The organism is Kocuria kalidii, assembly GCF_044462225.1.
Taxonomy (GTDB): Bacteria; Actinomycetota; Actinomycetes; order Actinomycetales; family Micrococcaceae; genus Kocuria; species Kocuria kalidii.
Genome location: NZ_JBISWJ010000016.1, coordinates 34,666 through 48,084 on the forward strand (window position 1 = coordinate 34,666; position 13,419 = coordinate 48,084).

7 protein-coding genes are annotated in these 13,419 nt (G+C 72.0%); 3 read left to right on the forward strand and 4 right to left on the reverse strand.

Features of this window, described 5'->3' with window-relative positions; genetic code table 11:
- Positions 1-155 precede the first annotated feature (155 nt).
- Complete coding sequence (locus tag ACH9D3_RS02325; protein ID WP_396400381.1) at positions 156-3,500, reverse strand: DEAD/DEAH box helicase; 3,345 nt, start codon at positions 3,498-3,500, stop codon at positions 156-158.
- A 127-nt stretch (positions 3,501-3,627) separates the two neighbouring features.
- On the opposite strand from ACH9D3_RS02325, the gene ACH9D3_RS02330 reads away from it, so the two are divergent.
- Positions 3,628-6,753 (forward strand): hypothetical protein, encoded by a 3,126-nt coding sequence (locus tag ACH9D3_RS02330; protein WP_396400380.1) that lies wholly within the window; start codon positions 3,628-3,630, stop codon positions 6,751-6,753.
- 32 nt (positions 6,754-6,785) lie between these two features.
- Here ACH9D3_RS02330 and ACH9D3_RS02335 read toward each other — a convergent pair whose 3' ends face one another.
- The 3 genes from ACH9D3_RS02335 to betT form a co-directional block, all read right to left on the reverse strand.
- Complete coding sequence (locus tag ACH9D3_RS02335; RefSeq protein ID WP_396409703.1) at positions 6,786-8,378, reverse strand: GMC family oxidoreductase N-terminal domain-containing protein; 1,593 nt, start codon at positions 8,376-8,378, stop codon at positions 6,786-6,788.
- A gap of 127 nt (positions 8,379-8,505) precedes the next feature.
- Complete coding sequence (locus ACH9D3_RS02340; RefSeq protein WP_396409704.1) at positions 8,506-9,999, reverse strand: aldehyde dehydrogenase family protein; 1,494 nt, start codon at positions 9,997-9,999, stop codon at positions 8,506-8,508.
- On the reverse strand, positions 9,996-12,140 hold the full coding sequence (gene betT, locus ACH9D3_RS02345) for a choline BCCT transporter BetT (RefSeq protein ID WP_396409705.1): 2,145 nt from the start codon (positions 12,138-12,140) through the stop codon (positions 9,996-9,998). Before betT ends, ACH9D3_RS02340 begins: the two co-directional genes overlap by 4 nt.
- A 176-nt stretch (positions 12,141-12,316) precedes the next feature.
- Here betT and ACH9D3_RS02350 point away from each other — a divergent pair, with 176 nt between their 5' ends.
- A complete protein-coding gene (locus ACH9D3_RS02350; RefSeq protein WP_396409706.1) occupies positions 12,317-12,847 on the forward strand; it encodes a TetR/AcrR family transcriptional regulator in 531 nt (176 codons plus the stop codon).
- 302 nt (positions 12,848-13,149) lie between these two features.
- Positions 13,150-13,356 (forward strand): transcription antiterminator/RNA stability regulator CspE, encoded by a 207-nt coding sequence (gene cspE, locus ACH9D3_RS02355; RefSeq protein ID WP_017832155.1) that lies wholly within the window; start codon positions 13,150-13,152, stop codon positions 13,354-13,356.
- Positions 13,357-13,419: the final 63 nt, after the last annotated feature.

Here is a 13,419-nt window from a genome sequence, read left to right on the forward strand (position 1 = left end):
TCGGCTCGGTCCGGGAGGACGAGCCGGGGGGCTGCGCCGCCGCACGGGACCGCGCACTGTCGATGCTAGTCCCCGCCCGCACGTCCCCGTGCGGGCGGGGCGAATATGACCGGCTGATGACGTATCCGCGGACCATCTGCGGACGAAACCGCAGGTCAGGGCAGGAGGAGGCCCCGGATGTCCTCGGCCGTCAGGGCGCTGGAGAACATCCGGTCGTCGTCCAGCACGGCGGTGAACAGCTTGGCCTTGCGGTCCTTGAGCTCCATGACCTTCTCCTCGATCGTGTCCCGCGCCACGAGCCGGTACACCATCACCTTCTTCTGCTGGCCGATGCGGTGGGTGCGGTCCACGGCCTGCTCCTCCGTGGCGGGGTTCCACCACGGGTCCAGGAGGAAGCAGTAGTCGGCCTGGGTGAGGTTCAGTCCGAAGCCGCCCGCCTTGAGGCTCACCAGGAACACGGGGACCTCGCCCGAGGTGAACCGCTCGAGCACCCGTGCCCGGTCCTGGGTGGAGCCGTCGAGGTAGGCGTAGGGGATCCGCAGCTCGTCGAGGCGGGCGGCGGCCTTCTTCAGGAAGCTCGTGAACTGGCTGAACACGAGGGGCCGGTGGCCCTCCGCCACGATCTCGGGCAGGTGCTCGAAGAGCAGGTCGAGCTTGCTCGAGGGGACGTCCGCCTCCGGGTCCACGAGGGACGCGTCGAGGCTGAGCAGGCGCAGGGTGGTCAGCGACTGGAAGATCGTGAACCGGTTGCGGTCGAGGTCGCGCAGCAGCCCCAGGACCTTCTGCCGCTCGCGCTGCAGGCGCGTGTCGTAGATCCTGCGGTGCGCGGGCGAGAGCTCCACCTCGATGGTCTGCTCGAGCTTGGGCGGCAGCTCGAGGTCCACGGACTCCTTGGTCCGGCGGAGCATGAGCGGTTTCACGCGGCGGCGCAGCCGGGCGAGCGCCGCGGCGTCCTCCGCGCGCTCGATGGGGCGCTGGTAGGTCTCCGTGAACTTCCGCCGGGAGGGGAAGAGGCCCGGCGCGGTCAGGGACAGCAGCGCCCACAGCTCCACGAGACTGTTCTCGAGCGGGGTGCCCGTGATCGCGAGCTTGAACGGGGAGTCGAGGTCCTTGACGGCCCGGTGCGCCTTGGTCCGGGGGTTCTTCACGAACTGTGCCTCGTCGAGGAGCACGCCCGCCCAGGACAGATCCCGGTAGGCGGGCTCGTCCAGGCGCAGCAGGGTGTAGGAGGTCACCACCACGCGGGCGCCCGCGGCGGAGTCCGCGAGCCGGGTGCCGGCCTTGGCCTGCGTGTCGGTCACGCCCACGACCGGCAGGGACGGGGCGAAGCGGCGGATCTCGGCCGTCCAGTTGGGCACCACGGAGGTCGGCGCGACCACCAGGAACGGCGGGAGGTCCGGGTCGTGCTCGACGGCGCGGCAGATCAGGGCGATGGCCTGCACGGTCTTGCCCAGGCCCATGTCGTCGGCGAGGATCCCGCCGAGGCCGTGGTCCCACAGCACGCTCAGCCACGAGTAGCCGTCGCGCTGGTACGGGCGCAGCTCGGCGTGCAGGGTCGCGGGCACGGGGGGCGCCTCGACGTCCTCGAGCTCGAGCAGGGAGCGCACGCCCTCCCGCCAGGCGTCCGCCTGGTCCGTGTCCGTCGCCACGTCCTCGAAGTCCTGCCACAGCCCCGCCTGGTGCCGGTGGATGCGCAGCGGTCCCTCCGGGGACTCCTGCAGCGAGCGCGCCTCGGCGATGAGCTCGCGCAGGCGGTCGAACTCGGGGCGCTCGAGCGAGAACCAGGACCCGTCCGGGGCGAGCATCACGTCCTGGCCGAGGTCGAGGGCGCGGAAGACCTCGGCGAAGGGGATGTAGAACTCGCCCACCTTGACCGTGACCCCGAGGTCGAACCAGTCCCGGCGCTCCGTGGCGGCGGTGCTGACGGTGACGGTGGGCGGATCCGCGATCTGCTGGTACGCCCGGCGGCCGCCGGTGTGCTCGATCCGCAGGTCGGGGATCTTCTCCAGGGCGGGCAGCCACTCGCGCACGAGCACCAGGGCGTCCTGCGCCACGTAGCTCGACCGGCGCAGGTCCACGCCCGGGGCCCGGTGGCGCACCGCGGCGGTGACGGCCGTCTCCCAGGACGCCTCGCGGTGCACGGGCTCGTCGGCCAGGGGGTCCTCGGGCCGGAAGGGCAGCCGGACCCGGTCCCGGCCCTTCTGGTACTCCCACTCCCACCGGACGCGGATGGTCAGCTCCTGGTGCTCCAGCGTGAGCACCAGCTCGGGGTCCGCGACCTGCGGCAGCTCGATCGAGCCGTCCCCGGTGTCCACGTCCATGCTGCGGTGCAGCCGCGGGAAGAAGCGGTCGAAGAACTCCTCGACCTCGTCCTCGGGGATCCGCAGCCCGCCCGCCGTGTCGAGGAAGCGCCGCTGCTCCCGGGTGAGCCGGGTGGCCAGGGGCACCAGGCGCAGCGGGAACGCGTTGAGGTCTTCGGTGTCCGCGACGTCCTGCGGTTCGCCGTCCGGGGAGAACAGGCCGTGCCCGGGGTCGCCGATGATCCGGGCGGTGCCGAGCGCGATCCGCCGGCCGCCGCTGTCCACCGTGGGCCGCAGCTCGAGGTCCTTCCCGGGCCCGCGCAGCACGTCCACGTGGAAGCGTCCCGGCTCCTCGACCGTCACGGGCAGGCCGTGCTCCCGCCCCACCAGGGAGATCCCGGCGCCCTCCGCGCGGGCGAGGATGCCCCACAGCAGGGGGGAGGCGTAGGAGTCGAGGCGGATCCAGTGCCGGTCGTGCACCGCGTAGGGGGAGCGGGTGGCGCTGAGCGCCCGGAGCTCGTCGAACCAGTCGGCCTGGGCGGGGCTCAGCGACCACCGGCCCGCCTCCGCGGTGACGGTCTCCCAGTCGAGGCCGCCCTTGATCCACCCGCCCCGGCGGCCCCGGCGCACCGGCCGGACGTACAGGTGCCACGGGGAGCCCGTGCGGCCGGTGCCGTGCACGTACCGGTACGGCTCGCGGCGCAGGTCGAACTCCACCGCCACTCCCTCGCCCTCCTCGGGAGGCGGCTCCGCCGGGCCCGTCCCGCCCAGGATCTCGGTCAGGGCGTCCTTCCAGTCGGGTGCCGCGCCCGGTCGCGGGGAGGGTGCGGACCCCCGGGGGAGGCCGGGGGCCGGGGATGACGGCGCCGCGGACCCGCCCTGCCGGTGGGCCCGGACCGCGGTCTCGAAGTTGTGGCGCAGCACGGTGGCCACGGCGTGCTTGCAGAACCCGCCGGCGGGGCAGCTGCACCACGCGGCCCCCGGGGCGCCGCCGGCCCCGACGTGCACGGAGACGGAGTACACGGACCCGGAGCCCTCGACCTCGGCGGAGAGGCTGCCGGCCCCCTCGGCCCCCGGGGACCACCGCACCGCGCGGACGCGCCCGGAGCGGAAGTACTCCTGGCCGCGCCGGAAGACCGCGGGCCCGGAGGCGGCGACGAGCCGCCGTGAGTCCACCAGGGGACCGGGAGGGGAGTGCATCGTCCCACCGTATCGGGCCGCGGCCCCGGCCGCCGCGCGTGCGGCGCCGCCCCGCGGCCTATCTATAATCGAGGCGACCCCTCGAACGACGACAGCGGCCCCACGTGCGGCCGCGGACGGAGGACTCGTGCCCGACACTGCTGGGCTCCGCCTCGGAGACCATGCCATTGCCGACAGTGCCGAGGAGCTCGCCTACCTCCGCTGGAACGACGCCGTCTGCGCGGCGTTCTTCGGCCCGGACCGGGCGGGGGAGCTGACCTACCTCGACCTCGACGACAAGACGCTCGCCGCGATCGGCGAGGAGCAGGGCCTCGACGGTCCCTCGACGCTGCGGGCGCTCGCCGACTCCGTGACCCCGCTGCTCGTGACGGAGGACGGCCGGCGCTCGGTGTTCGACGTGTTCAACCGGCTCAACGGCCAGTGGTACCGCGCGACCCGCCGCAGCCTGGACTCCATCGCCGAGATCCCGCCGCCGCCCGTCGTCGCCCTCCTGGCGCTGTTCGCGCTCGCCGGGCGGCACATGTCCACGCTCGCCGCGCGGACGGGCAACAAGTCCGTCTCCGCGTTCTTCCTCCCGCTGACCGTGCTCCTGCAGGCCGGGCCCGAGAACGCCAAGGCCCTCGAGTCGTCCTTCAAGAAGGACACCGAGGCGTACTGGGACGCGCTGCGGTACTGGCTCGAGCTGCGCAACGGCGAGATCGGCCTGCCCACGGCGTACGCCGTGAACCAGCGGCCCGTCGGCCTGGCGCTGTCCCAGACGATGTTCGGCGAGGCGGAGCGGCGCCAGCTGCACCGCATGTTCGAGGACCTGGGCATGACCACCGCCCAGGGGCTGTCCGCGGCCGAGCTCGGGGTCTACCTCGACTTCTGGCTCGACATGGCCGAGACCAAGGCCTCCAAGGCCATGAAGCAGGTCTGGGCGAACCCCCTGACCCGCGAACCCGGTCTCGAGATCGCCCTGGCGGAGCTCGCGGTCTGGGAGCAGTCCCGCGAGCAGGCCCGGGCCGAGGTCCGCGCGAACGGGCGGGGCCCGGGCCGCAGCGCCGTCAAGTCCTGCTCGCTGTCCCTCACGGACAGCACCGACTACGTGGGCAACCCCGTGTTCGAGCTCGGCTTCGTGCTGCCCAAGCGCTTCCTCTCCGGCCGGGAGGTGGAGCTCGAGACCACGGCGGGGCCCCGGACCGTGTTCCTGTCCTTCATCGGGGACGCCTTCCTGGGCGTGTCCGCGTACGTCGCGCGGATGGATCCGGGGACGCTGCTGGGCGGGACCCTGCAGCTCAGCGCCGGGGACGTGCGCTTCGAGCGCAATCCGCGACCCGTCGTCATCTTCGCCAAGGACGGCTTCTCGGACACCTTCATCTCCGTGGACCACATCCCCGCGGCCTGGCCGTGCCGGCTCATGGTCCGGGACGAGCCCGAGTGGATCGCCCAGATCAAGCGCATCCTCGACGACTCCGCCTCCCCGGACTACCGCTTCGTCGAGGCCGGCACGCACGGCCTCGCCGAGGGCTGGGTGATGTTCGACGACGTGCAGGTGCTGCGCGCCGGCAACCCAGAGCTGACCGCCAACGACAACTTCTCCGGCCTGGTGCCCCGCCTGGTCCCCGCCGTCACGCTCTCCGGGGGTCTGCGGATCCCGGGGGACGTGGTGCGCTGGTCCGCGCTGCGTCCCCCGCAGGTGACCATCACCTCGGACACGGACGCGCCCCTGAGCGTGGAGTGCGAGTGGCGCAACCCGCACTCGTTCAAGCTGGAGAAGGCGAAGCTCGTGGAGGGGCGCGTGCCGCCGTTCCAGATCTCGCTGCACGGCACGCCCATGGCGCGGGCGGACAGGACCCTCAAGCCCAACGACTACACCCTGGTCCTCAAGGCGGGCCGCACGGTCCGGCAGCGCCGCGAGTTCAAGCTCCGGGACTCGTCCTTCCACCTGACCCAGCGCTCCCTCGGCTACGAGGGCGAGATGGTGCACGTCGAGCAGGAGCCCCTGTGGCCCGTCACGGCCGGGACCGTGCCCGAGCTGCCCGACCGGTACGTGCAGGGCGCCTTCGACAACCTGCCCGCGCGGGAGGCGGCCGGGGCGCACGAGGTCCCCGGGACCCCCGGCTGGCACTCCTCCGAGGGACAGCTGCTGCTCGAGCGCACCAACGCGCTGCCCGAGCCGGAGGGGCGCTCCTGCCTGGCCACCGGCCGGCACCGCATCGTGCTCCCCGCCATGGAGCCCAAGGCGAAGGCCCCGTGGATCTTCGGGCAGTGCGCCCAGTGCGGGCTGCAGAAGCGCTATCCCGGCCGGCTCACGAAGCCCTCCGCGCTCACCTCCACCGGGTCCGTGGAGGCGCTGCGCTTCATCGGCCCCGACGAGGGGGACTACCCCACCTCCTGGGCGCCGTTCCGGGACGCCCTGACCTTCCTCGGCGGCGGCAAGCGCTCGAGCCTGTCGATCGTGGCCCGCCAGCTGCAGGACTCCGAGCGGTTCGAGGAGTGGTTCGTGGGCCATCTGCAGGCCCTCGGCTTCCTGGAGGTGGTCCGCGACGAGCACTGGACCGTGCGGCGCTGGCAGGTCTGCGGGCCCTCCCTCACCCAGCTCGTGGACGGCTCCGTGCTGCTCACGGGCGGCTGGACGCCGGAGAAGGAGGCCGTGGTGGGCGAGGCGGCCGCGGCGCAGGAGGCGTCCGTGGTGGTGCTCTCCCCGGAGGACCACGGGACGACCCTGCTGCAGGACGTGGACCTCGGGACGCTGCAGAAGGCGCTGCCGGTGGGGCTGTGCGACGTGGTCTTCGACGCCGGGCCCGCGATGCTGGAGACCCTGCCCCCGCTGTCCGAGGTCGAGGAGCAGCTGCGGCGCGCCGAGATGCAGTACAACGGGGTGGCGGAGCGGTTCGTCCCCGAGGACGCCACGTGGGAGTCCACCGAGGACCGCAACCGCCCGGGGCTGTACCGGATCAACCACCACCACCGGACCCGGTACGCCTTCCGCACCCCGGCGGACGTGGAGTCCGGTCACGCCCGGTTCGTGGCCTCGGGCATCGGCAAGCACTTCGCGGCCCGTCAGGCCGGGGTGCCGATCGTGTCCTACGACCCCGAGCTCGAGCTGCTCTCCGTGCCCATCGGGGCGGAGCTGGCGGGGCTCTACGCCCGCGCCGCCGTCCTGTGCTCCGGGCTGCTGCCGGCCAAGGTGGACGAGGACTTCTCGCTCAACTACGGGGACGTCTCGCCCGAGTTCGCCCAGGCCCTGGTGGACAAGCTCATGAGCTGAGCGCGCCCCGTCCAGCTCCGCGGGGCGGACGCTCAGGCGCCGGCGTCCGCGGCGATCAGCTCCGCGGCCCGCTCGCCGATCATGTAGACGGTGATGTTGGGGTTGACGGTGGTCAGCTCCGGCATCACGGAGGCGTCGGCCACGCGCAGCCCCCGGACGCCCTTGACCCGCAGCTGCGGGTCGAGGGGGGACATCCCGTCGTCGGCCGGGCCCATCCGGCAGGAGCCGGCCGGGTGGTAGACGGTGTTGTGCGTGCGGCGCACGTAGTCGGCGATCTCGTCGTCCGTCTGCACGTCCTTGCCGGGGAACAGCTCCTCCCCGGCCCACTCGTGCAGCGGCGACTCGGCCACGATCTCGCGGGCCCTGCGGATCCCGGCGGTCATGATCCGCATGTCGTAGCCCTCCGGGTCGGTGAAGTAGCGGGGGTCGACCCTGGGCTTGTCGCGGAAGTCCCGCGAGCGCAGCCGCACCGTGCCCCGGGAGCGCGCGTGGGTGACGTTGGGGGTTAGGCAGAAGGCGTTGTCCGAGCTCGGGTAGCCCTGCCGGTAGGTGTGCAGGTCGAAGTTGACCGAGCCGTAGTGCATCATCAGGTCCGGCCGGTCGGTGTCCGGGTCCACCTGGGTGAAGATCCCGGCCTCCCACCACTGGGTGGACTCGGTGACCATGGGCTGCTTCGCCTCCCACTGGAGCACGCCCTCGGGGTGGTCCTGCAGGTGCGCCCCGACCCCCGGTGCGTCCACGAGCACGTCCACGCCGACCTCCCGCAGGTGCTCCGCCGGGCCCACGCCCGAGAGCATCAGCAGCTTGGGGGTGTCGATGGCCCCGGCGGAGACGACCACCTCGCGGCGGGCGCGCACGGTGCGGGCCGTGCCGAAGGCGTTGTCCACGACCTCGACCCCCACGGCCCGGCCGTCCTCGATGACCACGCGCTTGGCCTGCGTGGAGTGCAGGATCGTGAGGTTCTGCCGGTCGGCGACCGGGTGCAGGTAGGACACGGACGACGAGGCGCGGGTGCCGTCGGCGCGGCGGTTGACCTGGAAGAAGTTCGCGCCGTTGACCACGGTCTTGCCGGTGTTGAACGGGGTGCGCGGGATCCCCGCCTGCTCGCAGGCCTCGAGCAGCGCGACGCCGCAGGGGTCGTTGTCGGGGACCTGCATCAGGTGCACGGGCCCGTCGTGGCCGTGGTGGGCGCCCTCGTCGTCGTTGGTCTCGAGCTTCCGGTAGAGCCGGAAGGCGGTCTCGGCGTTCCAGCCCTCGGCACCGAACTTCTCCTCCCACTCGTCGATGTCCTCGGCGGGGGCCCAGAAGGCGATGCACGAGTTGTGCGAGGAGCACCCGCCCAGCACCTTGGCGCGGGCCATGCGCATGAACGAGTTGCCGTTCTCCTGCTCCTCGAGCGGGTAGTCCCAGTCGTAGCCCGACTCCAGCAGCTCCATCCAGCGGCTGAGGGTCAGCACCTCGTCGATGTCCCGGTCGTGCGGGCCGGCCTCGATCAGCCCGACCGTCACGGACGGGTCCTCGGACAGGCGGGCGGCGACGACGGCGCCGGCGGAGCCTCCGCCGACCACCAGGTAGTCGAACTCCTGCGGGGCGTCGGGGGCGGGGGTCGTGCTGGGGACGGTCATCGTCTGTGCTCCTTGCAGAAGTCGTGGCAGAGATCGTGGCGGAAGTTCCTGGGACGGGGGTCCATGGGCCCGCGCCGTCATCGTCCCCGAGGATCCGGGGACGACGACGGCGCCGTGCGGGAGCGGCTCAGCGCCGGGCGAACCAGCCGGTCACGGCCGGGGCGGTGTTCTGGTAGACGTGCTTGAGCTCCTGGTACTCGCCCAGGCCGGTGGGGCCGAGCTCGCGGCCGACGCCCGACTGCTTCATCCCGCCCCACTCGGCCTGCGGCAGGTAGGGGTGGTAGTCGTTGATCCAGATCGTGCCGTGGCGCAGCCGCGCGGCCACGCGCTGGGCCCGCCCGGCGTCCTGGGTCCACACCGCACCGGCGAGGCCGTAGATCGTGTCGTTGCCGATCTCGACGGCCTCGTCCTCGGTGCGGAACGTCTCGACCGTGACGGTGGGGCCGAAGGCCTCGTCGTGCACGCAGTCCATCTCCCGGGTGCACCGGTCGATGACGGTGGGCGGGTAGAAGAAGCCCTGCTCGAGGTCCAGCGTCCCGTCGGCGGAGCGGCCGGTCGAGTATGCGCCGCCGGTGCGGATCCGGGCGCCCTGCTCGCGGGCGCGCTGCACGTAGGCGTGGACCTTCTCGCGCTGGGCGGCCGAGATGATCGCGCCGGTCTCGGCCCGGTCGTCGAAGGGCCCGCCGAGGCGGATCTGCTCGGCGCGCCGGACGAGCTCGTCGACGAAACGCTCGGCGATCGGCTCCTCGACCACCAGGCGGGCCCCGGCCGAGCAGACCTGCCCCGAGTGCACGAACGCGCCGTTGAGGGCGTTGTCCACGGCGGCGTCGAAGTCGGCGTCGGCGAAGACCACGTTGGGGTTCTTCCCGCCCAGCTCCAGGGCGATCTTCTTGACGGTCGGCGCGGCGGCGGCCGCGATCCGCCGGCCGGTCAGCACGCCGCCGGTGAAGGAGACCAGGTCCACGTCCGGGGAGGAGGACAGCGGCGCGCCGGCCTCGGCGCCGGCCCCGAGCACGAGGTTGGCCACGCCGTCGGGCAGGCCGACCTCCTGGAGCACCTGCATCATCAGGATCGCCGTGTGCGGGGTGAGCTCGGCGGGCTTGAGCACGAAGGTGCAGCCGGCGGCCAGCGCCGGGGCGATCTTCCAGGCGGCCTGCAGCAGCGGGTAGTTCCAGGGCGTGATCATCCCGCACACGCCCACCGGCTCGGTGACGACCGTGGAGACCACGGCGGGGTCCCCGGCGTCGACGACGCGGCCGGCCTGCTCGGCGGCGTTCTTGCCGAACCACGTGAAGCACGCGGCGATGTCGTCCATGTCGATCTCGGACTCGACCAGGCGCTTGCCGGTGTCCAGGGACTCGGCGCGGGCGAACTCGTCCTTGCGCTCGCGCAGCCTGGCGGCGACCCGCAGCAGCAGGTCACCGCGCTCGGGGGCGGGCACCGACGACCAGCGGCCGTCGTCGAAGGCGCGACGGGCCGCGGCGATCGCGCGCCCGGTGTCCTCGGCCGTGGCCTCGGCGACCACGCCGACCTCGGTGCCGTCGGCCGGGCAGACGATGGTGCGGGTGCCGCCTCCTGCGGCCGCCTCCCAGCGTCCGTCGATGAACAGGGTCTCGCTCACGGGTGTTCCTCCTTCACCGCGGGGATCTGCCCCGTCGGCACGTCGTGGATGTCGGTGGACCAGTCGGGGCGGCCCTCGGCGCCGTCCTGGATCTTGGACGGGCCGGTGTGGATGCTCAGGAAGGCCAGGTGCGCCTCCCAGCTGTCGAGGACGTCGTTGATGACCTGTTCGCGGTCCCAGTCCATGACGTCGGTGCCCTGCGAACCGGTCTCGCTGAAGACCTCGAGGCGGTAGTACAGGTCGGAGTCCGGGTTGGTGCGGAACCCGCCGAAGGCCGGCACGGGGGTGGCCACCGGATAGATCTGGTAGCAGAAGCCCCGGTCCTCGCCCAGGCGCACGGTCAGCGTGTGCTCGGACAGGCCCTGGTAGCCGACCACGGAGCTGCTGAGCTCGGCGTCGCGGCCATGGGCCCGGAACTCCTCGACGACCTCCGCCAGTGCCGGGGCCAGCACCTGCTCCTCGTAGCGGAGCACGGCCCGCGGGCCCGGGAACGAGCCGGTCCGGGAGAGCCGCCGGCGCCAGTGGCTGTCCGGTCCGGGGATGCGGGAGGCGGCCGCGGAGCGGCGGGTGGAGCTGCGTCCCTCGCGCTGGGAGCGCTCGGTGCGCAGAGCCTTCCAGAAGCCGATCATCACGAGGTACATCACGATCGAGAACGGCAGGCCGATGATGAGCGTGGCGGCCTGCAGGGTGGCCACGCCGCCGACGAGCAGCATCGCCAGGGTCAGCAGGCCGGTGGCGGCGGCCCAGAAGATGCGGAGCCACTTGGGCCCGTCCTGGGTCGGGTCCTGGATGGTCGCGGTGAACGTGGACATCACGAGCGCGCCCGAATCGGCGCTGGTGACGTAGAACAGCAGCCCGGCCAGCGAGGCGAGCGCGATCAGCAGCGGGGCGCCCGGGTACTGCTCGAGCAGGGAGTAGAAGGCCCGTTCGGGGGTGTTCATGGCGACCTGGCCGAAGGCGTCGTCGCCGCCGGTGACGATCGCCAGGGCGCTGTTGCCGAAGATCGAGACCAGGATGAGGATGAACACGAACGGCACGGTCAGGGTCGCGAGCACGAACTCGCGCAGCGTGCGGCCGCGGGAGATGCGTGCCAGGAAGAGCCCGACGAACGGCGCCCAGGCGATCCACCAGGCCCAGAAGAACAGCGTCCACCCGGCCATCCACTCCGCCGCGCCGGTGTAGGCGAAGGTGTCCAGGGTGATCCCGGGCAGCGCGGAGACGTAGTCGCCGAGGTTCTGCACCATGGCGTCGAGCAGGAACGAGGTCCGGCCGGCCACGAGCACCCAGACGATCAGCGCCACGGCCATCAGCACGTTGAGCTCCGAGAGCCGGCGGATGCCCTTGTCCACGCCCGAGACGCACGAGGCGGTGGCCATCACGACGGCGACCACGATGAGCCCGATCTGCGCGGCGACGCCCTCCTCGATCCCGAACAGCAGGAACAGGCCGTAGTTGAGCTGCACCACGCCGATGCCCAGCGAGGTAGCCACGCCGAAGATCGTGCCCAGCAGCGCGGCGATGTCCACGGCGTCCCCGGCCCGGCCGTGCACCCGCCTGCCGATCAGCGGGTAGAGGGCCGAGCGGATGCTGAGCGGCATGTTCCAGCGGTAGGCGAAGTAGCCGAAGGCCATGCCCATCAGGGCGTACATCGCCCAGCCGCTCACGCCGTAGTGGAACAGCGTCCAGACCACGGCCATGCGGGTGGCCTCGGCCGACTCACCGTCCCCGGCGGGCGGGCCGTAGTACTGGGTGACCGGCTCGGCGACGGAGAAGAACAGCAGATCGATGCCGATGCCCGCCGCGAAGAGCATCGCGGTCCAGGTGAAGAGGTTGTACTGGGGCTTGGAGTGGTCCGGGCCCATCTTGATCGTGCCCTCGCGGGAGAACGCGACCACGAGCACGAAGACCGTCACCACGGTGGCGGTCAGCACGTAGAACCAGCCCATGTTGGTGGCGATCCAGCCCACCACGGCGCTGATCACCGCGGAGGCCTGGTCCGGGGCGAGGATCGCCCACAGCGAGAACAGGATGATGCTGACGCCCGAGCCGGCGAAGACGACCCAGTTCACGGTCGGTCGGGCGCGGGGCGCGCCGGCGGTGGCGTCGGTCGTCGACGTGCTGTCGTGCACGGCATTGGTCATGGGACGGATCCTCCTGGAGAGAGTGGTCCAGAGCGTGGTGCGCCCGGTGGCCGGTCCTGCGCGGACCTGGCGGGGCGGGACGTCGTCGTCCTGTGGGCGGCCGCTGCAGTGCTGGGCATCACACCGACCCTGCGTCACATCGTGACACCATCCTTCCGGTTGGTAAAGTCCCACGTATGAACACCTCCTCCCGCGAGCGGATCCTCGGCGGCGCGCTCGAACTCATCCGGAGCGGTGGCACGGTGTCCCTCGCCTCGGCCGCACGCCAGGTGGGCCTGACCAAGCCGGGCGTGATGTACCACTTCCCCACCAAGGAGGCGCTGATGCTCGCCCTGGTGGACCGGGTGATGGACGGCTGGGACGCGCAGATGTCCCGCCGCCTCTGCGCCCCGCCGGAGCAGGTGCCTGCCGAGGACCGGCTGCGCGCCTACCTGGACTGGTGCCTCTCGGGCGAGGTCGACGAGACGGACCTGGTGATGCTCACCGACCAGCGGCTGCGCGCCACGCTCAAGGAACGCTGGGTCGCGCGGGTGGCGCCGTGGGTGGATCTGCCCGAGGACCTCCCCGCCGAGCGCCGGAGCCGGCTGTTGGCCGTGCGGCTGCTCGCCGACGGCGTGTGGTTCGCCGACGCCGCGGGCGTCTTCGCCCCCGACCCCGACGAGCGGGTGCGGGTCCGGGCGGTGGCCGATGCGCTGCTGGGGGACTGAGTCGCGCCGGGAACACCGGGTCGAGACCCCATGGCTGCCGCTGGGCGCCGCGGCGGGCCGGCCGGGCCAGGAGGGCGGCCGGCGCGGGCGGTGCCCGGCGGAGGGCACGGCACCGCCCGCGTGCCGTGGTGCCGGAACTCGTGTAGGCTGGACCGAAGTTGTTGAGGTTCGTTTTTGTCTTTCAAGCAGTTCGGCCCACTCGGGTGCAGCAGTTTTTCTGAGAAGACGTTTTCCATGCATCACAACTGTTGTGTTTCTCGAACGTCGGGAAACGTTCATCTCATGAAGGATTCAGGTCGACTATGACTACCGGTATCGTCAAGTGGTTCAACGCTGACAAGGGCTTCGGCTTCATCACCCCCGAGGACGGCTCCAAGGACGTCTTCGCTCACTTCTCCGCGATCAACTCGAACGGCTTCCGCTCGCTGAACGAGAACGACCGCGTCGAGTTCGAGACCCAGGACGGCCCCAAGGGCCCCCAGGCCGCGAACATCAACGTCATCTCCTAGGGATCCCTGCGGGCCGCGGCCCGTCGATCCTCCAGAACCGCCGCCGGGCCCCGCCCGGCGGCG

Excerpts from the sequence above, each read along its gene's own strand:
- ACH9D3_RS02325 (WP_396400381.1), bottom strand. The coding sequence starts at position 3,500 with ATGCACTCCCCTCCCGGTCCCCTGGTGGACTCACGGCGGCTCGTCGCC.
- ACH9D3_RS02335 (WP_396409703.1), bottom strand. The coding sequence starts at position 8,378 with ATGACCGTCCCCAGCACGACCCCCGCCCCCGACGCCCCGCAGGAGTTC.
- betT (WP_396409705.1), bottom strand. The coding sequence starts at position 12,140 with ATGACCAATGCCGTGCACGACAGCACGTCGACGACCGACGCCACCGCC.
- ACH9D3_RS02350 (WP_396409706.1), top strand. The coding sequence starts at position 12,317 with ATGAACACCTCCTCCCGCGAGCGGATCCTCGGCGGCGCGCTCGAACTC.
- cspE (WP_017832155.1), top strand. The coding sequence starts at position 13,150 with ATGACTACCGGTATCGTCAAGTGGTTCAACGCTGACAAGGGCTTCGGC.